This is a genomic window from Variovorax sp. KBS0712 (assembly GCF_006323185.2).
Lineage (GTDB): Bacteria > Pseudomonadota > Gammaproteobacteria > Burkholderiales > Burkholderiaceae_C > Variovorax > Variovorax boronicumulans.
The window spans coordinates 268,615-291,607 of the sequence record NZ_VCCD02000004.1 but is presented as its reverse complement, the minus strand read 5'-3'; the positions used below and the strand labels follow the sequence as shown (position 1 = coordinate 291,607).

Annotated in this window: 21 protein-coding genes, 1 tRNA gene and 1 rRNA gene; 14 read left to right on the top strand and 9 right to left on the bottom strand. The window is 66.9% G+C overall.

The features are described 5' to 3' along the window. Nucleotides 1-10: 10 nt before the first annotated feature. The 3 genes from FFI97_RS29595 to FFI97_RS29585 all read right to left on the bottom strand — a co-directional run bounded on the left by FFI97_RS29595 (nt 11) and on the right by FFI97_RS29585 (nt 3,170). A tRNA-Ile gene (locus FFI97_RS29595) sits at nt 11-87 on the bottom strand. Between the two features lie 89 nt (nt 88-176). Beyond that, nucleotides 177-1,713: ribosomal RNA gene (locus FFI97_RS29590) — 16S ribosomal RNA — on the bottom strand. A 914-nt stretch (nt 1,714-2,627) separates the two neighbouring features. Next, nucleotides 2,628-3,170, bottom strand: a complete 543-nt coding sequence (locus tag FFI97_RS29585; protein WP_139703561.1) for a hypothetical protein — start codon at nt 3,168-3,170, stop codon at nt 2,628-2,630. 123 nt (nt 3,171-3,293) lie between these two features. Here FFI97_RS29585 and FFI97_RS29580 point away from each other — a divergent pair, with 123 nt between their 5' ends. Further along, nucleotides 3,294-4,265, top strand: a complete 972-nt coding sequence (locus FFI97_RS29580; RefSeq protein ID WP_062470498.1) for a LysR family transcriptional regulator — start codon at nt 3,294-3,296, stop codon at nt 4,263-4,265. 38 nt (nt 4,266-4,303) lie between these two features. Here the strand turns inward: FFI97_RS29580 and FFI97_RS33715 are convergent, their stop codons facing one another. Then, nucleotides 4,304-4,477 (bottom strand): hypothetical protein, encoded by a 174-nt coding sequence (locus FFI97_RS33715; protein WP_167394953.1) that lies wholly within the window; start codon nt 4,475-4,477, stop codon nt 4,304-4,306. Nucleotides 4,478-4,606: 129 nt separating this feature from the next. On the opposite strand from FFI97_RS33715, the gene FFI97_RS29575 reads away from it, so the two are divergent. Next, nucleotides 4,607-5,413: a metallophosphoesterase gene (locus FFI97_RS29575; RefSeq protein ID WP_139703559.1), complete on the top strand. Its 807-nt coding sequence runs from the start codon at nt 4,607-4,609 to the stop codon at nt 5,411-5,413. Nucleotides 5,414-5,429: 16 nt separating this feature from the next. Here the strand turns inward: FFI97_RS29575 and FFI97_RS29570 are convergent, their stop codons facing one another. Continuing rightward, on the bottom strand, nt 5,430-6,164 hold the full coding sequence (locus FFI97_RS29570; RefSeq protein WP_139703557.1) for a GntR family transcriptional regulator: 735 nt from the start codon (nt 6,162-6,164) through the stop codon (nt 5,430-5,432). Nucleotides 6,165-6,461: 297 nt separating this feature from the next. On the opposite strand from FFI97_RS29570, the gene FFI97_RS29565 reads away from it, so the two are divergent. The 8 genes from FFI97_RS29565 (at nt 6,462) to FFI97_RS29530 (ending at nt 14,242) form a co-directional block, all read left to right on the top strand. Further along, nucleotides 6,462-7,799, top strand: a complete 1,338-nt coding sequence (locus tag FFI97_RS29565) for an aromatic ring-hydroxylating dioxygenase subunit alpha (RefSeq protein ID WP_139703555.1) — start codon at nt 6,462-6,464, stop codon at nt 7,797-7,799. 9 nt (nt 7,800-7,808) lie between these two features. Further along, nucleotides 7,809-9,254 (top strand): glutamine synthetase family protein, encoded by a 1,446-nt coding sequence (locus FFI97_RS29560; RefSeq protein ID WP_139703553.1) that lies wholly within the window; start codon nt 7,809-7,811, stop codon nt 9,252-9,254. Between the two features lie 8 nt (nt 9,255-9,262). Next, nucleotides 9,263-9,586 (top strand): 2Fe-2S iron-sulfur cluster-binding protein, encoded by a 324-nt coding sequence (locus FFI97_RS29555; RefSeq protein WP_062470484.1) that lies wholly within the window; start codon nt 9,263-9,265, stop codon nt 9,584-9,586. Nucleotides 9,587-9,683: 97 nt separating this feature from the next. Beyond that, nucleotides 9,684-10,886, top strand: a complete 1,203-nt coding sequence (locus FFI97_RS29550) for an ABC transporter substrate-binding protein (RefSeq protein ID WP_260685217.1) — start codon at nt 9,684-9,686, stop codon at nt 10,884-10,886. A gap of 36 nt (nt 10,887-10,922) precedes the next feature. After that, complete coding sequence (locus FFI97_RS29545; protein ID WP_062470478.1) at nt 10,923-11,783, top strand: branched-chain amino acid ABC transporter permease; 861 nt, start codon at nt 10,923-10,925, stop codon at nt 11,781-11,783. Continuing rightward, nucleotides 11,780-12,742: a branched-chain amino acid ABC transporter permease gene (locus tag FFI97_RS29540; protein WP_095743125.1), complete on the top strand. Its 963-nt coding sequence runs from the start codon at nt 11,780-11,782 to the stop codon at nt 12,740-12,742. The genes FFI97_RS29545 and FFI97_RS29540 overlap by 4 nt, the downstream gene beginning before the upstream one ends. Further along, complete coding sequence (locus FFI97_RS29535) at nt 12,739-13,515, top strand: ABC transporter ATP-binding protein (RefSeq protein ID WP_139703551.1); 777 nt, start codon at nt 12,739-12,741, stop codon at nt 13,513-13,515. The genes FFI97_RS29540 and FFI97_RS29535 overlap by 4 nt, the downstream gene beginning before the upstream one ends. Beyond that, a complete protein-coding gene (locus FFI97_RS29530) occupies nt 13,508-14,242 on the top strand; it encodes an ABC transporter ATP-binding protein (RefSeq protein WP_095743123.1) in 735 nt (244 codons plus the stop codon). The genes FFI97_RS29535 and FFI97_RS29530 overlap by 8 nt, the downstream gene beginning before the upstream one ends. A gap of 4 nt (nt 14,243-14,246) precedes the next feature. Here FFI97_RS29530 and FFI97_RS29525 read toward each other — a convergent pair whose 3' ends face one another. The 3 genes from FFI97_RS29525 to FFI97_RS29515 form a co-directional block, all read right to left on the bottom strand. Next, nucleotides 14,247-14,594 carry a hypothetical protein gene (locus FFI97_RS29525; protein ID WP_139703549.1) on the bottom strand — a complete coding sequence of 116 codons (348 nt, stop codon included), beginning with the start codon at nt 14,592-14,594 and terminating at the stop codon, nt 14,247-14,249. Nucleotides 14,595-14,695: 101 nt separating this feature from the next. Then, on the bottom strand, nt 14,696-15,865 hold the full coding sequence (locus tag FFI97_RS29520; protein ID WP_139703547.1) for an ABC transporter substrate-binding protein: 1,170 nt from the start codon (nt 15,863-15,865) through the stop codon (nt 14,696-14,698). A gap of 85 nt (nt 15,866-15,950) precedes the next feature. Further along, nucleotides 15,951-17,543 carry a phospholipase D family protein gene (locus FFI97_RS29515; protein ID WP_139703546.1) on the bottom strand — a complete coding sequence of 531 codons (1,593 nt, stop codon included), beginning with the start codon at nt 17,541-17,543 and terminating at the stop codon, nt 15,951-15,953. A gap of 96 nt (nt 17,544-17,639) precedes the next feature. On the opposite strand from FFI97_RS29515, the gene FFI97_RS29510 reads away from it, so the two are divergent. Further along, nucleotides 17,640-18,869, top strand: coding sequence for a nucleoside recognition domain-containing protein (locus FFI97_RS29510; RefSeq protein WP_139703544.1), 1,230 nt, complete (start codon nt 17,640-17,642; stop codon nt 18,867-18,869). A gap of 6 nt (nt 18,870-18,875) precedes the next feature. Here FFI97_RS29510 and FFI97_RS29505 read toward each other — a convergent pair whose 3' ends face one another. Further along, entirely contained in the window at nt 18,876-20,876 is a 2,001-nt protein-coding gene (locus tag FFI97_RS29505) for an alkyl/aryl-sulfatase (protein WP_139703542.1), read from the bottom strand. Between the two features lie 123 nt (nt 20,877-20,999). Here FFI97_RS29505 and FFI97_RS29500 point away from each other — a divergent pair, with 123 nt between their 5' ends. Genes FFI97_RS29500 through FFI97_RS29490 form a run of 3 tightly spaced genes read left to right on the top strand, consistent with a single transcriptional unit; the run spans nt 21,000 to nt 22,974 of the window. Then, nucleotides 21,000-21,914, top strand: coding sequence for a LysR family transcriptional regulator (locus tag FFI97_RS29500; protein ID WP_139703541.1), 915 nt, complete (start codon nt 21,000-21,002; stop codon nt 21,912-21,914). Nucleotides 21,915-21,964: 50 nt separating this feature from the next. Beyond that, a complete protein-coding gene (locus FFI97_RS29495; protein ID WP_139703538.1) occupies nt 21,965-22,474 on the top strand; it encodes a flavin reductase family protein in 510 nt (169 codons plus the stop codon). Further along, nucleotides 22,471-22,974, top strand: a complete 504-nt coding sequence (locus tag FFI97_RS29490; RefSeq protein ID WP_139703536.1) for a BON domain-containing protein — start codon at nt 22,471-22,473, stop codon at nt 22,972-22,974. The genes FFI97_RS29495 and FFI97_RS29490 overlap by 4 nt, the downstream gene beginning before the upstream one ends. Nucleotides 22,975-22,993: the final 19 nt, after the last annotated feature.

Here is a 22,993-nt window from a genome sequence, read left to right as displayed (position 1 = left end):
TCAGAAGATTTGGTGGGTCTAGTTGGGCTCGAACCAACGACCCCCGCCTTATCAAGACGGTGCTCTAACCAGCTGAGCTACAGACCCATTCGCCAATCATCTTCAAAATTGAAGACAACCGACTTCTTCCAACAACCGATAAGTGTGGGCGTTTAAATTAAATTGCTTGTTTCCAGAAAGGAGGTGATCCAGCCGCACCTTCCGATACGGCTACCTTGTTACGACTTCACCCCAGTCACGAACCCTGCCGTGGTAATCGCCCTCCTTGCGGTTAAGCTAACTACTTCTGGCAGAACCCGCTCCCATGGTGTGACGGGCGGTGTGTACAAGACCCGGGAACGTATTCACCGTGACATTCTGATCCACGATTACTAGCGATTCCGACTTCACGCAGTCGAGTTGCAGACTGCGATCCGGACTACGACTGGTTTTATGGGATTAGCTCCCCCTCGCGGGTTGGCAACCCTTTGTACCAGCCATTGTATGACGTGTGTAGCCCCACCTATAAGGGCCATGAGGACTTGACGTCATCCCCACCTTCCTCCGGTTTGTCACCGGCAGTCTCATTAGAGTGCCCAACTGAATGTAGCAACTAATGACAAGGGTTGCGCTCGTTGCGGGACTTAACCCAACATCTCACGACACGAGCTGACGACAGCCATGCAGCACCTGTGTTACGGCTCTCTTTCGAGCACTAAGCCATCTCTGGCGAATTCCGTACATGTCAAAGGTGGGTAAGGTTTTTCGCGTTGCATCGAATTAAACCACATCATCCACCGCTTGTGCGGGTCCCCGTCAATTCCTTTGAGTTTCAACCTTGCGGCCGTACTCCCCAGGCGGTCAACTTCACGCGTTAGCTTCGTTACTGAGTCAGTGAAGACCCAACAACCAGTTGACATCGTTTAGGGCGTGGACTACCAGGGTATCTAATCCTGTTTGCTCCCCACGCTTTCGTGCATGAGCGTCAGTATAGGTCCAGGGGATTGCCTTCGCCATCGGTGTTCCTCCGCATATCTACGCATTTCACTGCTACACGCGGAATTCCATCCCCCTCTACCGTACTCTAGCTATGCAGTCACAGATGCAGTTCCCAGGTTGAGCCCGGGGATTTCACAACTGTCTTACATAACCGCCTGCGCACGCTTTACGCCCAGTAATTCCGATTAACGCTTGCACCCTACGTATTACCGCGGCTGCTGGCACGTAGTTAGCCGGTGCTTATTCTTACGGTACCGTCATTAGCCTTCTGTATTAGAAAAGACCGTTTCGTTCCGTACAAAAGCAGTTTACAACCCGAAGGCCTTCATCCTGCACGCGGCATGGCTGGATCAGGCTTTCGCCCATTGTCCAAAATTCCCCACTGCTGCCTCCCCCGTAGGAGTCTGGGCCGTGTCTCAGTCCCAGTGTGGCTGGTCGTCCTCTCAGACCAGCTACAGATCGAAGGCTTGGTGAGCCTTTACCTCACCAACTACCTAATCTGCCATCGGCCGCTCCATTCGCGCAAGGTCTTGCGATCCCCTGCTTTCATCCGTAGATCGTATGCGGTATTAGCACAGCTTTCGCTGCGTTATCCCCCACGATTGGGCACGTTCCGATGTATTACTCACCCGTTCGCCACTCGCCGCCAGGATTGCTCCCGCGCTGCCGTTCGACTTGCATGTGTAAGGCATGCCGCCAGCGTTCAATCTGAGCCAGGATCAAACTCTATAGTTCGATCTTGATTTTTGCGCCTGACCTCGCGGTCAAGCAAAACTCATAAAAAAAGAATTAAAGTGAACTTCACTTCTATCTCATGAGCGTTTTTAAGTCTTGCGACTTGTTCCGAAGAACTTACGCAATTACCTTCAAACGCCCACGCTTATCGGCTGTAATTTTTTAACGATCACCGAAGCAACTTGTCGTTTACTTCGTTTTGCTTTGCTGCGATCAGCGAAGCCTTGTAGTCTAACACGATTTTTTAAGTATCGTCAAACTTTTTTCGCTTTCTTCAACTTCTTTTTTCGCATCCCGAATCTTTCGATTCAAGCTGCTGAAGTTGTTTTCAGCGGAGCCTTCGATTATGCACTGTTTTTTCAAACCGCGTCAACTTTCGAAGACTTTTTTTCGCTTTCCACTTCTTCTTTCCTGCAACCCGAACCTTTCAGTTCAAGTCGCTGAAGCCGTTTCAGCGAAGCCTTCGATTATGCACTGTTTTTTCAAACCGCGTCAACTTTCGAAGACTTTCTTCACCACTCACAACCAGCACTTCTGAGAGCGCCAGTCGCCTCGAACACCAGAGGTATTCAGCAGCGAAGCCTGCCAGTGTATGTCATTTTGGGTGCCGAAGCCAACACGAGATGAAAAGAATCTTGCAGCGAGACCGCTCCACAGCTTGCCGCGTCTTCAGGCACCGCTTGATCACACGGCGCCCCCAGGAGCGACTCCATCCGCCCCGTTATATATAGAGGCGTACGCTTCCCCAACCAGGGCGCCATCGAGCAACTCCCGCAGCGCCTCCATGACAGCAGAGACATTCACCAACTTGCATCAGCTCAGCCCCAATGAAGAAGGCCCGTCGGACATACGTCCGACGGGCCTTTGAACCAACTCAACTACAGCCGGCCGCTCAGCGCCCGGCCCAGCCTTGCTTAGTAATAACGCGAGCTGTTCATGCGGCGCATCGCTTCGTACAGCGTGGGCATGCGCACTTCTTGCGAACGACGGTTCATGCGAGCCAGTGCGTCGACCTTGGCGACGGCCTGAACCGACACGACGTCGTCCGACTGCTGGCGCCACACCGCGGCTTGCAGCTCTTGCATGATGCGCGGATCGCTCTGGGCGGTCGCCAGGAAGCGGGCGTCTGCACGCGCTTGCGCACGGCGCTCTGCAGCTTCGCGCCACAGGGTGGCCAGGTTGCTCTTGCGGACCGAGCCGACGAAGAGTGCGAACAAGGCGATGGCGGCGACGCAGAACACGGTCCATGCGGCGAGCAGCGCGCCTTCGTCCCAGTTGGAGACGATCTTGTCGGCGACCACGAGCACGGCGGCCGCGAGGGCCAGCACGAACAGGGCGATCAGCGGACGGGCGCCATGGGCACCGGCACGGGCGGCCTGGATCTGGCCGAAGAGAACTTCGGCGCGACGGACGCCGGGATGTTCGGTGGGTTGGTCAACGTGGACAAAGCTGGTCATGATGCATCCCTCCTGGGGACAAGTGGTAATCAGTGGTGGCGAACAAGGCCGATGACCCGATATTAGGGATTACCCCAGTGTTCCGCCACTTTATCTTTCTGATGTTTATCATTCATATTGCTGATGGATGTCAATTTCCGCACATTCGACCTCAACCTGCTGCGCGTCTTCGACGAGGTGATGGCAGAGCGCAACCTCACGCGCGCCGCCCGCAACCTCGCGATCACCCAGCCGGCCGTGAGCAACTCGCTGCGCCGCCTGCGTGAGCTGCTGGGGGACGAGCTGGTGCGGCGTTCCGGTGCGGGCGTGGAACCCACGCCGCGCGCGCAAGCCCTCTGGCCGACGGTGCGCGACGCCTTGCGCCAGCTGCAGCACACACTGGCGCCCGGCGAGTTCGATGCCGGCACCGCCGACACGACCTTCCTGCTGGCCATGGCCGACGCCACAGCCGCCGAGCTCATGCCGGGCCTGGTGAAGATTGCGGAAGAAGAAGCTCCGGCCATCTCGCTGCGCGTGCTGCCGCTGACCACGCGCGACCCGCGCCGCATGCTGGAGCACGAAGAAGTCGACATGGCGATCGGCTACTTTCCTGCCGTGATCGCGAGCCTGGCGGCGCGCGGCCAGTCGGGGGTGGGGGTGCCGTTCGAGACCCAGCGGCTCTACCTGGGTCAGTATGTCTGTGTGATGCGACGCGGCCATCCGCTGGCCAGCGCACCGCTGACACTCGACAGCTACTGCACGGCGCGGCACCTGCTGGTGAGTTTTTCGGGGCGGCCGTACGGTTTCATCGACCAGACGCTGGGCGCCATGGGGCGCGAGCGGCGGATCGCGGTGACGGTGAACCAGTTCTTCACCGCCGGGCGCGTGGTCGCGAACTCGGACCTGCTGGCGGTGCTGCCGCGTCACTTCGTGAGCGTGACGGGCATCGAGAATCAGCTGGTGGTGCGGGATCTGCCCTTCGACCAGCCGCCGGTGCACGTGGATGCCATCTGGCACCGGCGCGCCCAACATGGGCATTCGCACGAGTGGCTGCGCACGGCGCTGTTGCGCTCGGCGGCCGCGGCGTTTGCGGGCTCGGTCCACGGGCAGGCGTGACCTGCCCTTGGATCCCGGGTGCGCCGCACGTCAGCGAATTACCTGACGACGCTGAGCCAGGCGGAAGCCGCCGCACGCAGCTCTTGCGCGTGGTGCGCACCGCGACCGGCACGGCTGTCGGCGCTTTCCATCAGCGCAGCGGCGTGGCTGGCGGGGGTCTGGCTCGGCGACGAACGGAAGAAACGGGCCACTTGGGCAAGAAGACTGAACATGACGGTGCGCGGCTTGTGGCTGCGACGGAGTTGATTAACGATGGAAGTAGATTAAGGGTAATCCCTAGTAAAGCAAGCCCCAGGTTATGCATCTCATGCATAGTGCGATTCACCTAGACTGACCCGACGATGAAGCTGCAACTGCTCTCCGACCTCCACCTGGAATCCCATCCCCGCTTCCACGCCGAACCCATCCCGGGCGCCGACCTGCTGGTGCTCGGGGGCGACATCGGCTCCTACCAGGAAGGCTCCCGCCTGACGGACACCGATTTCGGCCTGGGCCGCTTCTCGCCGCGCAAGGGCTGGCCGACGCCAGTGGTCTACGTGCCGGGCAATCACGAGTACGACAACCTCGATTTCGACGCGACGCATGCGCGCCTGCGGGCGCTGTGCGACGAGCTCGGCATCCTCTGGCTGGAGCGCGAGACGCTGGTCATCGAAGGCATCCGCTTCATCGGCACCACGCTGTGGGCCGATTTCGACGCGCTGGTCGAGCCCCGCGACGGCCTCGCCGAGGCGCTCAAGAAGCGCGGCAAGGCGATGCGTGCGGCCGATTTCTACCTCGAGAAAATGGCCGGAACCCGCGACGGCAAGCCCTTCATGGCTGCCGAAATGAGAGAGCAAGCGCTCACCTGTCAGGCCTGGTTGCGAGACGCGCTGGCCCAGCCCTACGACGGCACGACGGTGGCCATCACCCATTTCGCGCCCAGCCTCGCCAGCGCCGATCCGCGCTACGGGCTCACGCCCGGCACCGCGGGTTTCTGCAATTCGCTCGACGAGCTGCTGCCGCACGCACAGCTGTGGCTGCACGGCCACCTGCATTGCCCGTTCGACTATGTGAAGGACGGCTGCCGCGTGGTCGCCAATCCGCTGGGCTACCGCAGCAACGGCGAGCAAGAGGGCTACCAGCCCCAGCTGCTGATCGAGATCCGCTGACCGGCCGTTTCGCCGCTCAGGCGCTGCGCCCCTTGGCCACGAGCCGGATGCCCGGCATGAGTTCGGCCGCGAGCTCGGGCCGCTCCAGCGCGTAGTCGAGGTTCATGCGCGCGATCTCGACGTGCTCCTCGCCGAGCGCCTGCGCGCGCGAGCCCTGGCCGCGCTCGATCGCCTGCACCATCGCGTGGTGCGTGCGGTGCGCCTGGCGCATCCACTGCTGGCCCTCCTCCATCGACGACTGCATGGGCAGCATCGCGCTGGGCGCGGCGAAGGGCTGGCCGCCGAGCATGTCCATCACGCGCTTGAGCGCGAGGTTGCCGCAACCTTCGAGGATCAGCCGGTGGAAGCGGTCGTTCATCTCGACGTAGGCGGCGTAGTCGTCGATCTCCATGCTGGGCTTGTTGACGGCGCGATCGCCGTCTTCCAGGCAGTCCTTCAGGTCGCGCAGCAGCTGGCGCGACACGCCGTCTTCCGCCAGCAGGCGGGCGGCAAAGCCCTCGATCACGCCGCGCACGCGGATGGCGTCGGCCACTTCCTGCGAGGTGAAGCGGCGCATCTGGTAGCCGCCGCTGGGCGACTGCTCGATGAGGCCTTCGTGCTCGAGGCTGGCCAGCGCCAGGCGCACTGGCGTGCGCGAGGCCCCGAGCTTCTCGGCCAGCGGGATCTCGGCCAGCCGCTCTCCGGGCACGAATTCGCCCTTGAGGATCAGGTCGCGCAGTTGCACGAGCACGCGGGATTGTTGGGAGTCCATCGGGAGGCGCCAGGGCAACAAGGAGAGGGATGAATGGGCGGATTCTAGGAGACCCGCCCGCCACTGCACGCAGCATAGCCAAACGGGCGCGGTTGTTGCATGCACTGCAAACAGAAGTGTGTCAAAAACACACAACCACCTCAGAGTTAACCCTATATATGGCCGCTTCAAGCCCCAAAACAGGGCGAATCGGCCGATGAAAGTTTGACCTTTGTCAAAAATCACCAAGACAATGCATACAACTGCATGCAATGCCTGCAGGCCTTCTGACAAAGACCTCTCGATGGAGCCCGCACGATGATCAGCGCCGAGCAAAACGATTTCATCACCCGCGTCGGACCCGGCGCGCCCGCCGGCAAGCTGCTGCGCCGCTACTGGCAGCCGGTGGCCCTGGCCGACGAACTGGCGGGCCCGCGCCCGGTCAAGCCCGTGAAGCTCATGGGCCAGGACTTCGTGCTGTTCCGCGATGAGAGCGGCCAGCTCGGCATGCTCGACCGCGACTGCCCGCACCGCGGCGCCGACCTCGCCTTCGGCCGGCTGGAAAACGGCGGCATCCGCTGCGCCTTCCACGGCTGGCTGTTCGACGCCAAGGGCAACTGCCTCGAAACCCCGGCCGAGCCCGCCACCAGCAAGCTGTGCAGCCGCATCAAGCAGTCGGCCTACCCGGTGGTCGAGAAGGCCGGCATCGTCTTCGCGTACATCGGCGAGGGCGAGCCCCCGGCCTTCCCCGACTTCGACTGCTTCGTCGCGCCCGACAGCCACACCTTCGCGTTCAAGGGCCTCTTCGAATGCAACTGGCTGCAGGCGCTCGAGGTGGGCATCGACCCCGCGCACGCCTCGTACCTGCACCGCTTCTTCGAGGACGCCGACACGTCGGAAAGCTACGGCAAGCAGTTCCGCGGCGCCTCGGCCGACTCCGACATGCCCATCACCAAGGTGCTGCGCGAGTACGACCGCCCCGACATCAGCGTGGAGCCCACCGACTACGGCTTCCGCCTGAAGGCGCTGCGCAAGCTCTCCGAAGACACCACCCACGTGCGCGTGACCAACGTGGTGTTCCCGCAGGCCTTCGTGATCCCGATGAGCGCCGAGATGACCATCTCGCAGTGGCACGTGCCCGTGGACGACACGCACTGCTACTGGTATGCCGTGTTCACCAGCTTCACCGGCCCGGTCGACAAGCAGCAGATGCGCGACCAGCGCCTGAAGCTCTACGAGCTGCCCGACTACACCTCGCGCAAGAACAAGCGCAACAACTACGGCTACAGCATCGAGGAGCAGCTGACCGAGACCTACACCGGCATGGGCGACGACATCAACGTGCACGACCAGTGGGCGGTGGAGTCGCAAGGCGCCATCCAGGACCGCACGCGCGAGCACCTGGGCAGCACCGACAAGGGCATCATTGCCTACCGCCGCGTGCTGGTGAAGGCCATCGAGGCCACGCTCGCCGGCGAAACCGCGCCGATGCTCATCGACGCCGTACAGGCCAGCGCCATGACCGGCCCGCCGTCGATCGACGGCATCGGCAAGGTGGTCGACGAAGCCGCCACCGAGGCCTACTGGCAGGACGCCGACCGCGCGCGCCGCCTGAAGTCCGACTGGGCGTCCGCACGCCTGGCTGCTGCTGCCTGAGCACGCGCCATGAACAGCCACACCTTCGTCGACCGCTTCGGTCTCTGGTCGGCCGACCAGCATGCGCAGGCGCGCGAACTCGTGCGCCGCATCGACAGCGGCGAGGTGGACACCGTCCGCTTCGCCTGGCCCGACCAGCACGGCCTGCTGCGCGGCAAGACCCTGGTCGCGGGCGAAGCGCGCTCGGCCCTGTGGGAGGGCGTGAACCTCACCTCCACCCTGCTGGCCAAGGACACCTCGCACAAGACCGTGTTCCCCGTGTTCACGCAGGGCGGCGGCTTCGCCATCGAGGGCCTGCAGGGCGGCGCCGACTTCACCATCGTGGCCGACCCCGCCACCTTCAAGGTGCTGCCCTGGGCGCCGCGCACCGGCTGGATCCTGTGCGACGCCTACATGGCCGACGGCCGGCCCTGCCCCTTCGCCACGCGGCAGATCCTGCAGCGCGCGGTGACGCAGCTCGACGAACTCGGGCTGGACTTCATCGCCGGCCTCGAGGTCGAGTTCCACGTGTTCAAGCTCGAAGACGCGCGCATGGGCCTGGCCGACTCGGGCCAGCCTGGCGAGCCGCCGCGCGTGTCGCTGCTGTCGCATGGCCACCAGTACCTGACCGAGCTGCGCTACGACCGCGTCGACGGCCTCATGGAGCTGCTGCGCTCGCAGCTCGTGGCGCTCGGCCTGCCGCTGCGCTCGCTGGAGATCGAGTTCGGCCCAAGCCAGTTCGAGCTCACCTTCGGCCCCACGGCCGGCGTGACGCCGGCCGACACCATGGTGCTGCTGCGCAGCGCCATCAAGCAGATCTGCCAGCGCGCCGGGCTGCACGCCACCTTCATGTGCCGCCCGAAGATCCCGAACGTGATGTCCAGCGGCTGGCACCTGCACCAGTCGCTGCGCCGCAAGAGCGACGGCGTGAACGCCTTCATGCCCGAGCCCGGCGGGCGTGACCTCAGCGAGATCGGCATGCACTACCTCGGCGGCCTGAAGGCGCACGCCTGCGGCGCGGCCGCGCTCGCCAGCCCGACGATCAACGGCTACCGCCGCTACCGCCCCTTCTCGCTCGCGCCCGACCGCGCGATCTGGGCCCGCGACAACCGCGGCGCGATGCTGCGCGTGCTCGGCGGTCCGGGCCAGAACGCCTCGCGCATCGAGAACCGCGTGGGCGAGCCGACGGCCAACCCGTACCTGTACCTCGCGTCGCAGCTGTTCTCGGGGCTGGACGGCATCCGCCACCAGACCGACCCCGGCCCCTCGGCCGATGCGCCGTACGAAACGCCGGCGGAGCAACTGCCGCGATCGCTCGGCGACGCCCTCGCCTGCCTGCGCCGCGACGAGATGCTCAACACGCAGATGGGCAAGACCTTCGTCGACTACCTGTGCCACATCAAGGAAGCGGAGATCGCCCGCTTCAACCTCGAAGTCAGCGAGTGGGAACACCGCGAGTACTTCGACATGTTCTGAACCCTTCAATGCCCACGATCCACTACATCCTCAAGGACGGCACCACGCGCGAGGTCGACGCCAAGGTCGGCGCCAGCGTGATGGAGACCGCCATCCGCGGCAACGTGCGCGGCATCGACGCCGAGTGCGGCGGCTGCTGCTCGTGCGCGACCTGCCACGTCTACGTCGACGACGCGTTCCTCGAACTGCTGCCGCCGCCCGACGACATGGAAAGCGCCCTGCTCGATGCCGTCGCGTCCGAGCGCCGGCCCGGTTCGCGCCTGAGTTGCCAGCTCAGCGTGAGCGCCGCCCTCGATGGCCTCACGGTGCGTGTGCCCGATACACAGGTCTGACCAACGCGTCGGGCATCATCGCCCGCTGCCAAACATCCGGTTACAAGCCAGCGGCGCCCGCGCGGCGCATTCCACTCCCACTGAAAGGCGTTTTTTCATGACGACGACGATGACCAAGCGAACCCTCCTCTCGACCCTGCTGCTCGCCGGCCTCGGCATGGCGGGTGCCGCTCAAGCCCAGACCACGGAGCCGCTGCGCATCGGCCTCATCGCGACCTACTCCGGCCCCTACGCCGACTACGGCCGCCAGTTCGACGCCGGCATCGCGCTCTATCTGAAGGAGCACGGCGGCAAGGTGGGCGGGCGCGCCGTCGAGATCATCAAGAAAGACACCGCCGGCCCCGCGCCCGACGCCGCCAAGCGCATCGCGCAGGAGCTCATCGTGCGCGACAAGGTGAACGTGCTCACCGGCCTGGACTTCAGCCCCAACGCCTATGCCGTGGGCGCCATCGCCACGCAGGCCAAGATCCCCACGCTGGTGATGAACGCCGCCTCTTCGGCCATCACCACCAGCTCGCCTTACGTGGCGCGCCTGTCGTTCACCGTGCAGCAGGTCACCGACCCGATGGCGCGCTACATGCTCAAGCAGGGCGTGAAGGACGCCTACACCGTGGTCGCCGACTACGCCTCGGGCGTCGATGCCGAGACCGCGTTCAAGAAGGCCTTCACCGCCGGCGGCGGCAAGGTCTCGGGCGAGGTGCGCACGCCGATGAACAACCCCGACTTCTCGGCCTACGTGCAGCGCATCAAGGACGCCAAGCCCCAGGCCGTGTTCTTCTTCTTCCCCTCGGGCGTGATGCCGCCGGCCTTCCTCAAGGTGTGGAAGGAGCGCGGCATGGAGCAGGCCGGCATCAAGCTGTTCGCCACCGGCGAAGCCACCGACGACAGCTACCTGGACGCCACCGGCGACGTGGCGCTGGGCCTCGTGACCAGCCACCACTACTCGTTCGCGCACAACTCGCCCAAGAACCAGAAGTTCGTGAAGGACTTCGCCGCCGACAACGGCGCCAAGCTGCGCCCCAGCTACTTCGCCGTGACCGCCTACGACACCATGGCCGCCATCGACCTGGCGCTGGCCAAGACCAAGGGCGACACCGCGGGCGACAAGTTCATGGACGCGCTCAAGGGCCTGAGCTTCGAGAGCCCGCGCGGCCCGATCGAAATCGACGCCGCCACGCGCGACATCGTGCAGACCGTCTACATCCGCAAGACCGAGCGCGCCAACGGCCAGCTGGTGAACGTGGAGTTCGACAAGTTCGAGCGCGTCAAGGACCCGGCCAAGGAAGCCGCTCCCAAGTAAGCCAACGCCAGCCAGCACGCAGCAAGCAGGAAATTCATGGGCATCGTGATCTTCGATGGAGTGGCCTACGGCATGCTCCTGTTTCTCATCGGCGTGGGCCTGTCCATCACGATGGGACTCATGAATTTCGTCAACCTCGCGCACGGCAGTTTCGCGATGGTGGGCGGCTATGCGGCCAGCGTGCTCATGAACCAGTGGGGCCTGGGCTTCGGGCTCTCGCTGGCGGCGGCCTTCGTGGCGGCGGCGGTGGTGGGCGCGGTGCTGGAGTTCGTGTTCTACCGGCGGCTGTACCGCGCGCACCCGCTGGACCAGGTGCTGCTGTCGATCGGCGTGGTGTTCGTCTCGATCGCCGCCTTCACCTACTTCTTCGGACCGACGATGCAGCCCTTCACGCTGCCGAAGGCGCTCGAAGGCCAGGTGTCGTTGCTCGGCCTCGAAGTGGGCCGCTACCGCCTGTTTCTGATCGGCTGCGGCGTGGCGGTGCTGGTCGCGCTGCTGCTGGGCTTGGGCAAGACGCGCTACGGTGCGATGGTGCGCGCCGCCGTCGACAACCAGCGCGTGGCGGGCGGCACGGGCATCCACGTGCAGCGCCTGTTCTTCCTGACCTTCTCGCTGGGCTGCGGCCTGGCGGGCCTGGGCGGCGCGCTGAGCCTGGGCATGCTGGGGCTGGAGCCGTCGTTCCCGCTCAAGTACCTCGTCTACTTCTTGATGGTGGTGTGCGTGGGCGGTGCGGGCACCGTCACCGGCCCGTTCATCGCGGCGCTGCTGGTCGGCATCGTCGACGTGGCGGGCAAGTACTACCTGCCTGAAACGGGCGCCTTTCTCATCTACGTGTTCATGATCGTCATGCTGCTGGTGCGCCCGAACGGCATCGTCGCCAAGAAGGGGCTCGCATGAAGCCGCTGAGCCTCTCCCCCGCGCAACTGCGCGCGGCCGAAATCGCCTTCTGGCTCGCGCTCGCCTCGAGCTTCTTCCTCCTGCCCGACAAGCTCACGCTGATGAGCCAGATCATGATCTTCGGGCTCTTCGCCGTGTCGCTGGACATGGCGCTGGGCTACGCAGGCATCCTCACCGTGGGCCACGCCGCCTTCTTCGGCGCGGGCGCCTATGCGGCCGGCCTGCTCGCCAAGTACGGCTGGAGCGAGCCCTTCACCGGCCTGGCGTTCGCGCTCGCCGTGTGCGGCCTGCTGGGCTACGTGCTGAGCTACCTCGTGGTGCGCGGCGCCGACCTCACGCGGCTGATGATCACCATCGGCGTGTGCGTGCTGCTGTTCGAGCTGGCCAACCGGCTCTCGGGCATCACGGGCGGCACCGACGGCCTGCAGGGCGTGGTGATCGCGCCGGTGCTGGGCCTGTTCGACTTCGACCTCTACGGCAAGACCGCGTTCGGCTATGCCTTCGGCGTGGTGCTCGCGATGTTCCTGCTCGTGCGGCTGGTGCTGCGCTCGCCCTTCGGCCTGGCGCTGCGCGGCATCCACGACAGCCGCAAGCGCATGACGGCCATCGGCTCGCCGGTGGAAGCGCGCCTGCGCATGGCCTACGCGATGTCGGCCGCCGTGGCCGGCGTGGCGGGCGCGCTGCTGGCGCAGACCACGCAGTTCGTGGGCATCGAATCGATCAGCTTCAACCGCTCGGCCGAAGTGCTGATCATCCTCGTGCTCGGCGGCACCGGGCGGCTGTACGGCGGCCTCATCGGCGCCATCGTCTACATGCTGGTGCACGACTGGTTCGCCGACATGAACCCGCAGTACTGGATGTTCTGGCTCGGCATCTTCCTGATCGCGGCCGTCATGCTGGGACGCGGCGGGATCATGGGCGCGCTCTCGCGCGTGGTGCGCACGGGGAAGGCGCGATGAGCTCCACCACCGCAACCACCACGCACGCGCTGCGCACGCAGAACCTGGGCATCCGCTTCGGCGCCTTCCAGGCCGTGAGCGACGTCAACCTGTCGCTCGAGCCCGGTGCGCGGCAGGCGCTGATCGGCCCCAACGGCGCCGGCAAGACCACGCTCATCAACCTGCTCACGGGCGTGTTCAAGCCCACCAGCGGCCACATCCACCTGGGCCCGCGCGACATCACGCGCCTGCCCGGCGACAAGCGCGCCCGCATGGGGCTGGCGCGCACCTTCCAGATCAACACGCTGTTCCCCAGCCTCACGCCGCTGCTGTCGGTGGTGCTCGCGATCAGCGAGCGCGAAGGCCTGGGCGCCACCTGGTGGCGGCCGCTCAAGGGCTGCACCGCCGTGTTCGACGAAGCGCATGCGCTGCTCGCCACGCTGAAGCTCGACGCCCTGGCCGACGTGCCCGTGGCCGAGCTGGCCTACGGCAAGCAGCGGCTGCTCGAGATCGCGCTGGCACTCGCCGCCAAGCCCCGCATCCTGCTGCTCGACGAGCCCGCGGCCGGCGTGCCGGAGGACGAGAGCGGCGAACTCTTCGAAGCCATCGCGGCGCTGCCGGCCGACATCAGCGTGCTCTTCATCGAGCACGACATGAAGCTCGTGTTCCGCTTTGCGCGCCGCATCTCGGTGCTGGTGGGCGGACGCATCCTCACCGAAGGCACGCCCGCCGAGATCGGCGCCGACCCGCGCGTGCGCGAGGTCTACCTGGGAAGCTCGCACCACCATGGCTGACACCGCAACCGCCGCCCTCGCCTTCGACCGCGTCACCGCCGGCTACGGCAACGCCGTGGTCCTCGACCGCCTCGACTTCTCGCTGCGGCCCGGCGAAAGCCTGGCCATCCTCGGGCGCAACGGCGTGGGCAAGACCACGCTGCTCGAAACGCTGATGGGCAACACCCGCGTGATGCAAGGCGCGATCCGCTGGCAGGGCGCCGACATCACGCGCTGGCCCGCGCACCAGCGCGTGCGCGCGGGGCTGGGCTGGGTGCCGCAGGAGCGCGAGGTGTTCCCCTCGCTCACGGTGGAAGAAAACCTCACGGTGATCGCCCGCCCCGGCAGCTGGACCTTGCAGCGCGTCTACGAATTCTTTCCGCGCCTGCGCGAGCGGCGCGGCAACTACGGCAACCAGCTTTCGGGCGGCGAGCAGCAGATGCTGGCCATCGGCCGCGCGCTCATGACCAACCCGAAACTGCTGCTGCTCGACGAGCCCATGGAGGGCCTCGCGCCGATCATCGTGGAAGAGCTGGCCGCGGCGATCCGGCGCCTGTGCGAATCGGAAGGTCTGGCCTCGATCGTGGTGGAGCAGCACCCGGTGCTGGCCCTGGACATGACGCACCAGGCGATCGTGCTGGAGCGCGGCACCGTCGTGCACGCCGGCCCGAGCGCGGCGCTGGCGGCCGACAAGGAGCTGCTCGAAGGCTTGCTGGGCGTCGGCATCGCCGAGGCGCCAGCCGGCTGAGCCGTCAGGCCAGGCCGATCCGCCGGGCCCGCACGAAGAAACGCCACGACGCCAGCCCCCCGGCGATCAGGCTCACGCCCCACGACAGCCACACGCAGGTGTACAGGATGAAGGCCAGGCCGACGTCCACCACGCGCGCCAGGAAGGTCGTGTCCTTGCCGAACAGCACGTGGGTGCCCAGGCCCCACCACACGAAGTACGGCAGCGCGGCCAGGCACAGGCCGTAGACGAGGCTGGCCGCCAGCGGACCGAGGTGCTCGCGCAGCACGGCCCAGCGCACGAGGAAGAACAGGGCCAGGTCCAGCAGCACCAGGGCCAGCAGGCCGAGGCCCAGGATGAGTTCGAGGGTCATGGCCGCACTGTAAGCACGCCGACCCGCGACAGGGCCGCGCGTGCGCCGGCGTACCGGCAGGCGCTACCGTGCGCCGCAGCGCGCGGTACGCCTCGACCGCATCAGCTCAGCATCTGCCCGCGGCTGCCGATCACGGCCACGTCCACGAACTGGCCGCCTTCGCGGTTGGAGCGGCCGTAGTTGATCTTCACGCCGCCGAGGTCGAAGTTCTCGATGCTCGCCATGCCGCCGAGCACGGCGGCGCGCGTCGGCGAGGGGCCGGCGCGGCGCAGGCCCTCGGCCAGCACGGCGGCGTTCATGTAGCCCTCCAGGCTGGTGAGCGAGAAGTCCTTGGTGCCGTTGGCCACCATGTCGGCCTGGTAGCGGCGCACGATCTCGAACTTGGTCGAGTACGGCGACGGCACCACGATCACGAAGCCCAGGCCGCGCGCCAGGTCGCCCATGGCCGACAGCGCGCTGGCCGTGATCGACAGGCCGTAGGCCGAGCTGCTGTTGCCCGCGCCGCGCAGCGCCTTCAAAAACACCGGCGCCGTGCCAGCCAGGCCGACCACCACCACCTGCGGCTTGGCCTTGGCGATGGCCTCGGCGGCCGGGCCCACTTCCATGCTCGTGGTGTTGGGCGTGGTGGCGATCACCGCCGGCTCCAGCTTGGCCTTGGCCAGCGCGTTCTTGAACGCCGCCAGCACCGACTGGCCCAGCGGGTCGTTCGAATGCACGAGGCCGATGCGGGTCTGGCCCAGCACGGCGGCAGTGCTCACCAGCTTGTCGACCTCCTGGTCGTAGTTGGCGCGCACCCAGAAGGTGTTGGGCGAGGTCTTCTTGCGCAGTGCGATGGTGCCGGTGATGGGGCCGACCACGGCCATGCCGGGCACCGCGTCCATCACCTCGGCGGTCTGGCGCGTGCCCAGCGGGTGCACCAGCGCGAGCACCGAGCCGTCTTTTTCGAAGGCCAGCGCGTTGGCCTTGGCCACCTCGGGCTTGAAGGTGTCGTCGGCCATCACGAGCTCGACCTTGCTGCCATGGATGCCGCCAGCCTTGTTCAGCGCGTTGAAGAACGCGGTGGAGCCCTGGTACAGCCCCTGGCCGTTGGCCTTTTCGACGCTGCTGTTGTCGAAGGTCGTCCCGATGCGGATCGCACGGTTCTGCGCGAACGCCGGAAATCCCAGCCCGACGCCGGCCGCGGCGGCCGTCGTGGCGGCCAGCCCGGAAAGGGCACGGCGGCGGCTGGTGGAAAGCGGCGCGGTCGACTCGCGCGGCACGGGGACGGTCATGATCAAAGCCTCCAATAGTCGGTGACAAAAGTTCACATTTCAAACAGAAATGTAACGCACCTCACTGGATCGGTCATGACAAACCCTAGAGCAGCTCCTCGCCCACGATGGGTAAAAGCAGCCAGTTCTTGAAGCGCAGCCAGAGGAATTCGCCCGGTTCGTCCTCGTGCACGATGTCGCCGCCGGCGTCGTCGTATTCGAGCCACTGCACGCGCCGCCCGCCCGGCGCGAGCCGCAGCCGGTAGCCCAGGTTGACGCGCTCGCCGTTCATGAGCTTGTCGTAGTCCTGCACCAGCCGCGGGCTGTCGATCACCAGGCCCATCTCGGTGTTGACGGCGGCCGAGCGGTGGTCGAGGTTCATCGAGCCGACGAAGAAGCGCTCGTCGTCCACGATGGCCAGCTTGGCGTGCAGCCGGCTGATCGACTTGCCGAAGTCGCCGAAGCGCCCCGAACGCCCGGTGAGCGTGGGCGCGATCTCGTAGATGGTGACGCCGATCTTCAGCATGTCGGCGCGGTAGCGCTCGTAGCCCGCATAGGCCAGCGGTTCGTCGGTGGCGCCCAGCGAATTGGTGACCACCGTGATGCGCCCGCCGCGCTCGATGGTCGCCTTCATCATCGCCATGCCGCGCGCGCCCGGAATGAAGTACGGCGAGCCGATCTTCACTTCGTGCTTCGCCGCCTGGATCACGCCGAGCGCACCCTCGGTCACGCTGCCGCCGTAGGCCGCCTCGGCCTTGCGCGTGATCTTGTCGGGGTCGTCCACGAACAGCGTGGCCGGGGCCCAGTAGCGGTCGATGCGGCCGGTAGTGAGCTGCTCGCCGAGCGGCGACTTGTTCAGGATGTCACGCTGGCGCATGGGCACGTCGGGCACGGCCGCGCGCGCCAGGGTGTCGAAGCGCCGCTGGGCTTCTTCCACCGGCACGCGCCGCGGCGCAATGCGCTCGATGGGCCAGGCGTGCTCGCTGTTCCAGTAGCGGTCGAAGCCCTCGGACATGCGGCGCACGATCGGCCCGCTGGACAGCACGTCCATGTCGATGAAGTTCGCCGCCGTGCTGCGCATGAAGTACTCGTTGGCGATGTTGCGCCCGCCCGAGACGGCGAAGCTGTTGTCGGCCACCAGCAGCTTGTTGTGCATGCGGTGGTTGATGCGCCCGAAGTCGCCCAGCGAGAACAGCAGCCGCGCGGGCAACGAGCCGGCGCGCGAAGGCAGCGGGTTGAACAGCCGCACCTCGATGTTCGGAAAGGCCGAGAGGCTGCTGAACACCTCGTCCTCGCCCGCCGTGTACAGGTCGTCCACCAGCAGCCGCACGCGCACGCCGCGCGCGGCGGCCTCGCGCAGCTCCTTGAGGAACAGCAGGCCGACGTCGTCGTTGCTGATCAGGTAGTACTGCACGTCGAGCGACTTCTGCGCATGCCGCGCCAGCGAGATGCGCGCATCGAACGCGAACGCCGCCTCGGGCAGCAGCCGGAAGCCCGACAGCCCCGCCGCCCCGCCCTGCGGCGCGTCCTGGGCGGCCAGCCGGCCCAGGTCGGTGTCGGCCACGTCGGTGATCGCGTTCGTGAGCACCGGGTGCGGCTGCGGCGGCGGCAGGCTGGCGCAGCCCGCGAGCCAGGCGAGGGCCAGCCCGCTCGACACCAGGGCGACGAAGCGACGGAGGCGGAACAGGGCGGCGGCCATGGGTTGCACTGTAGCGCCGCAGAGCCCGGCCCGGGCGGCATGCCGCCCTATGATCAACGGCACACACGGCAGCCAACGAAAAGAAGGAAAAAACGCGTGCTCAATGGGTTGTGGCTGGGGTTCTTCGGGATGGCGGCGCTCGCAGCGCTGGGACGGTGGCTCGTCGGCGGCGACCCGACCGTGTTCGCGGCGCTGGTCGAAAGCCTGTTCGCGATGGCGCGGCTGGCCGTCGAGGTGATGGTGCTGCTGTTCGGCACGCTCACGCTGTGGCTGGGCTTCCTGCGCATCGCGGAAACCGCCGGCCTCGTCGGCTGGCTCGCGCGCCTGCTCGGGCCGCTGTTCCGGCGGCTGATGCCGGGCGTGCCGGCCGGGCACCCCGCACTCGGGCTCATCACGATGAACTTCGCGGCCAACGCGCTGGGGCTGGACAACGCCGCCACGCCGATCGGCCTGAAGGCCATGCGCGAACTGCAGCGCCTGAACCCCGACCCCGTGACGGCCACCAACGCGCAGATCCTGTTCCTGGTGCTCAACGCCTCGTCACTGACCTTGCTTCCCGTCACCATCTTCATGTACCGGGCGCAACAGGGCGCCAGCGACCCGACGCTGGTGTTCCTGCCGATCCTGCTGGCCACGAGCGCCTCGACGCTGGTGGGCCTGCTGTCGGTGGCGGTGGTGCAGCGCCTGCGGCTGTGGGACCCGGTGGTGCTGGCCTACCTGGTGCCGGGCGCGCTGCTGCTGGGCGGTTTCATGGCGCTGCTGGGCACGCTGTCGGCGGCGGCCATCGCCTCGCTGTCGTCGCTGCTGGGCAACCTCACGCTGTTCGGCGTGATCATCGTGTTCCTGGCGGCCGGCGCGATCCGGCGCATCAAGGTCTACGAGGCCTTTGTCGAAGGCGCGAAGGAAGGCTTCGACATCGCGAAGCACCTGCTGCCCTACCTTGTCGCGATGCTGTGCGCGGTGGGCGTGCTGCGCGCCTCGGGCGCGCTCGATTTCGCGCTCGACGGCCTGCGCTGGCTGGTGCAGGCGGGCGGCTGGGACGCGCGCTTTGTCGACGCCATGCCCACGGCGCTCGTCAAGCCCTTCTCGGGCAGCGCGGCCCGCGCGATGCTCATCGAGACCATGAAGACCCAGGGCGTCGACAGCTTCCCCGCGCTGGTGGCCGCCACCATCCAGGGCAGCACCGAAACCACGTTCTACGTGCTGGCGGTGTACTTCGGCGCGGTGGGCATCCAGCGTGCGCGGCACACCGTGGCCTGTGCCTTGCTGGCGGAGCTTGCGGGGGTGGTGGCCGCGATCGCGGTCTGCTACTGGTTCTTCGGCTGAGCCCGCTTACTTGCGGGGCTCCACCACGGGGAACATCAGGTCGAAGTTGTCGAGCATCCCGAACAGCTCCCCGAGCTTCGCGCGGTTGCCATCGATCTTCACCTGCCCCGACTGCACGGCCTCGGGGAACGTCGTCTGCTTCAAGGTGATCGCATCGAGCGTCGCCCGGCTCAATGTGACCGTGGCGTCTGCACCGGCCGCCTGCTGGTTCTTCACGTGCGTGAGCGCCGAGTTCTCCAGCGTCAGCACGAACTTCTGGTTCGAATCGGTGAAGTTCCAGTTGACCACCATGGTCTTGCCCTCGGCCTTGGCCGCATCGAGCCGCACGCCGAGGAAGTCGAAGAAGAGCTCGTTGCTCACCGCCTTGAGCGTGTCGCCGTTCGCGCTGCTGCCGCCCGGGATCTTCGGCACGCCGTTGCGCAGTTCCATCGCGCCCACCAGGTAGGCGCTGCGCCACGTGCCCGCCTCCGACTGGTAGCCCAGCTGCTCCAGCGCATCGGCGCCGAGTTCGCGCGCCGCGCGGTTGGCCGGGTCGGCGTACACCACCTGGCTCATCGCGCTCGCCACCCAGCGGTACTCGCCCTTCTTGAAATCTTCGCGGGCCCGTGCCACCACCGCATCGGCCCCACCCATGTACTCGACCGTCTTCTTCGCCTGCGCCACCGGCGGCAGCGGGTTCAGGTTGGCCGGGTTCGCGTCGTACCAGCCCAGGTACTTCTGGTAGACCGCCTTCGCGTTGTGGCGCAGCGTGCCGTAGTAGCCGCGCGTGGACCACTCCTGCTCCAGGCTCGCGGGCATGCGCAGCGTCTCGGCGATCTCGGGCGCCGTGTAGCCGTGGTTCAGCAGGCGCAGCGACTGGTCGTTGATGAACTTGTACATGTCGCGCTGCTTCTTCAGCAGGTCGACGATGCGTTCGCGCCCCGTGGTGGGCCAGTGGTGCTGCGCGATCAGCACGTCGGTCTTGTCGCCGAAGGCCACGCGGGCCTCGTCGATGTATTTGGCCCACAGGTTGCCGTCGCGCACCTCGGCGCCGCGGATCGTGTACAGGTTGTGCATGTTGTGCGTCACGTCCTCGGCCATGTTGAGCACGCGAAACTGCGGCAGGTACATGAGCATCTCGGACGGCGCCTCCGAGCCCGGCACCAGCTGGAACACGATCTGCACGCCGTCGATGGTGCGCTCCTCGGTGGTCTTCTCGATGGTCGAAGTGGGCGCGATCAGCGTCACGCTGCCGCGCGCCAGCGCCTTGCCCAGCCCCGTGTCGACCTGCCCGCGCGCGCCCGGCGGCAGCAGCGTGCCGAACTGGTACTGCGAGCGGCGGTTCATCGCATTGCCCGCCAGGATGTTCTCGGCCACCGCCGACTCCATGAAGCCCGAAGGCGCAATCACCTGCACCTTGCCCGCGGCCACGTCGGCCTCGCTGACCACGCCCTTCACGCCGCCGAAGTGGTCGGCGTGGCCGTGCGTGTAGATCACCGTGCCGACCGGCTTCTTCGGGCGGTGCTGGTAGTACAGCTCGAGCGCGGCGCGCGCCGTCTCGGCGGCCAGCAGCGGGTCGATCACGATCAGCGAGGTGTCGCCTTCGACGATGGTGACGTTCGCCAGGTCGAAGCCGCGCACCTGGTAGACGCGGTCGGTCACCTTGAACAGGCCGTGGATGGCATTGAGCTGCGCCTGCCGCCACAGGCTCGGGTTGACCGTGTCGGCCGCCTCGTTCGCCTTCAGGAAGTCGTAGGGCTTCATGTTCCAGACCGGGCGCGGGCCGCTGCCGCTCACCAGTGCGTCGGGCACGGTGCCGATGAAGCCGCGCATCGCGTCCTCGAAGTCCTGCTTGTTCGCAAAAGGCAGCGCCTTCGCCATGTCGGCGTTGGCCTTCAGCGTGACGGGCTCGGCCGCCTTGGGCGCGACCACCGGCTGCGCGGTGGCGGCGAAGGCGCAGGCCCAGGCGACGAGGGCCAGGGAGAAACGGGTAGGCGCGAAGGGAGCAGCAGAAGCAATGCGGGTCATCGATGTCTCGGAGTTGGGGTCTGTCGGACGACGGGAGCACGGGAAGGCAGCGGTCGATTTTCGGAAGCGCCCAACCTCTTGGCAAATGCAAAATGTGCGCTTGCTTTTGAACCAAAACGCAAAATGCAGCTGCGCCACCTCCAGCACCTGATCGCCCTCGCCGAGCAAGGCAGCTTCGGGCGTGCCGCGCAGGCCGTGCACCTGTCGCAGCCCGCGCTCTCGCGCAGCATCGACGCGCTGGAGCAGGCGCTGAAGGCCCGCCTGGTCGACCGCGCCTACGGCACCGTGCGCTTCACGCAGGCCGGCGAGCTGGTGCTGGCGCGGGCCCGCGAGCTGGTCGCCGACGCGCGGCAGATCCAGCGCGAGGTGCAACAGCTCGAAGGCCTCACGCTCGGCAGCCTCAACGTCGGCCTGGGCCCGTTCGCGGCCGGGCTGCTGGGGCGCGCGGCGCTCTCGCTCATGACCCAGCGCCACCCGCAGCTGCTGATGCGCATGGAAGTGGCCGACACCCCCACCCTCAGCGAGCGCCTGCACCGGCGCCAGATCGACCTGTTCATCGCCGACACCCGCGACCTGAAGAAGCAGCCCGGCCTGAAGCTGGCGCGGCTGCCCAACGTGCCGGTGTCCTTCTTCGTGCGGCCCCGGCATCCGCTGCTCAGGCAGCCGGCGCCGGTCACGCTCGAGCAGCTCATGGACTACCCGGTGGCCGGCCCCAACCTGCCGGCCGAGGTGGCCGCGCATTTCGACCGGCAGATCCGCCGCACCGACCGCGGCGTGTTCAACGTGACCTGCGACGACGCCGACACGCTGCGGCACCTCGCACTCACGGCCCACGCGGTGATCCTCGCGCCCCACGCGCCCGGCCTCGCGCCCGAGACCGCCGCGCTCGCGCCGCTGCCGGTGGCGGGCCTGTCGCGCATGCGCACCCACTACAGCCTGGTGACGCTGGCAGGCCGCACGCCCTCGGCCGCCGCCACGGTCTATACCCGGCTGGTGACCGAGTTGCTCGGGCCGGTTCAGCAGCCCGCCAGAGCCTGAGCCAAAATGGCCCCTTCTCCGCCGTTCACCGCCTTGCCGTCCGTTCTCCCGTGACCACTTCCCGCCGGGCCCAGCCCCCCACCTTCTCGCCCGGCGAATTCCGCAAGGCACTCGGCATGTTCGCCACCGGCGTGACCATCGTCACCGCACGCGCGGCCGACGGCAGCCTGGTCGGCCTCACGGCCAACTCGTTCAACTCGGTGTCGCTCGCGCCGCCACTGGTGCTGTGGAGCCTGGCGCGCGCGGCGGCGTCGATGTCGGCGCTGCGCGCCGGCTCGCACTACGCGGTCAACATCCTGGCCGCCAACCAGAAGGCGCTGGCGGAACGCTTCGCCACCAAGAACATCGACCGCTGGGCCGACGTGGCCTACACCGACGGCCTGGGCGGCGCGCCGGTGCTGCAGGGTGCGGCGGCCAGCTTCGAGTGCTTCAACCGCAGCCGCTACGACGAAGGCGACCACGTGATCTTCGTGGGCGAGGTGGAGCGCTGCACGCACGACCCCGACGCCTCGCCGCTGCTGTTCCACGGCGGGCGCTTCTACACCGAGCACCCGTTGTGAAGCACCCCGCGCTGCTGGCCGTCCTGCTGCTCGCCGCGCGGATCGCCACGGCGCAGGGCACCGCCGAGCCGTCGCCGCTGCGGCAGAACTGGTTCGACGACCCCTTCTTCCAGGTCGCCGCGGGCCTGCCGGCCTGCCCCATGCCGCAGGGCCCCTACTACACCGCCGAGGAACGCCGCGCGCAGACCCACTCGCGGCTGGAGCGCGGCACCAGCTGCTGGCTCGCCGGCCAATGCACCGACAGCAACGCCTACCGCTACGACAAGCCGCTCGCGCCGAAGGTGCGTGCCGCGCTGCGCGCGGTGCCGGGCGTGCGCCGCAGCAGCGTGTGGGTCACGGTGCAGCGCCGCTGGGTCTACCTGCAGGGCTGCGTGCCCGACGCGGCGATGGCCCGCAGGCTCGAACGCGCGGCGCGCACCGTGGCCGACGTCGAGACCGTGGTGCCCGACCTGATGGTGGGCACGCGCGGCAAGCCGCCCTACCCGCTGGCCGGGCACTGAGCGGCGCCGCACGGGTTCT

Coding starts and splice junctions, on each gene's coding strand:
- FFI97_RS29565 (WP_139703555.1), top strand. CDS start 6,462: ATGATCAGCGCCGAGCAAAACGATTTCATCACCCGCGTCGGACCCGGC.
- FFI97_RS29560 (WP_139703553.1), top strand. CDS start 7,809: ATGAACAGCCACACCTTCGTCGACCGCTTCGGTCTCTGGTCGGCCGAC.
- FFI97_RS29505 (WP_139703542.1), bottom strand. CDS start 20,876: ATGACCCGCATTGCTTCTGCTGCTCCCTTCGCGCCTACCCGTTTCTCC.
- FFI97_RS29580 (WP_062470498.1), top strand. CDS start 3,294: ATGGATGTCAATTTCCGCACATTCGACCTCAACCTGCTGCGCGTCTTC.
- FFI97_RS33715 (WP_167394953.1), bottom strand. CDS start 4,477: ATGTTCAGTCTTCTTGCCCAAGTGGCCCGTTTCTTCCGTTCGTCGCCG.
- FFI97_RS29570 (WP_139703557.1), bottom strand. CDS start 6,164: ATGGACTCCCAACAATCCCGCGTGCTCGTGCAACTGCGCGACCTGATC.
- FFI97_RS29575 (WP_139703559.1), top strand. CDS start 4,607: ATGAAGCTGCAACTGCTCTCCGACCTCCACCTGGAATCCCATCCCCGC.
- FFI97_RS29550 (WP_260685217.1), top strand. CDS start 9,684: ATGACGACGACGATGACCAAGCGAACCCTCCTCTCGACCCTGCTGCTC.
- FFI97_RS29520 (WP_139703547.1), bottom strand. CDS start 15,865: ATGACCGTCCCCGTGCCGCGCGAGTCGACCGCGCCGCTTTCCACCAGC.
- FFI97_RS29525 (WP_139703549.1), bottom strand. CDS start 14,594: ATGACCCTCGAACTCATCCTGGGCCTCGGCCTGCTGGCCCTGGTGCTG.
- FFI97_RS29545 (WP_062470478.1), top strand. CDS start 10,923: ATGGGCATCGTGATCTTCGATGGAGTGGCCTACGGCATGCTCCTGTTT.
- FFI97_RS29535 (WP_139703551.1), top strand. CDS start 12,739: ATGAGCTCCACCACCGCAACCACCACGCACGCGCTGCGCACGCAGAAC.
- FFI97_RS29530 (WP_095743123.1), top strand. CDS start 13,508: ATGGCTGACACCGCAACCGCCGCCCTCGCCTTCGACCGCGTCACCGCC.
- FFI97_RS29555 (WP_062470484.1), top strand. CDS start 9,263: ATGCCCACGATCCACTACATCCTCAAGGACGGCACCACGCGCGAGGTC.
- FFI97_RS29540 (WP_095743125.1), top strand. CDS start 11,780: ATGAAGCCGCTGAGCCTCTCCCCCGCGCAACTGCGCGCGGCCGAAATC.
- FFI97_RS29585 (WP_139703561.1), bottom strand. CDS start 3,170: ATGACCAGCTTTGTCCACGTTGACCAACCCACCGAACATCCCGGCGTC.
- FFI97_RS29500 (WP_139703541.1), top strand. CDS start 21,000: ATGCAGCTGCGCCACCTCCAGCACCTGATCGCCCTCGCCGAGCAAGGC.
- FFI97_RS29515 (WP_139703546.1), bottom strand. CDS start 17,543: ATGGCCGCCGCCCTGTTCCGCCTCCGTCGCTTCGTCGCCCTGGTGTCG.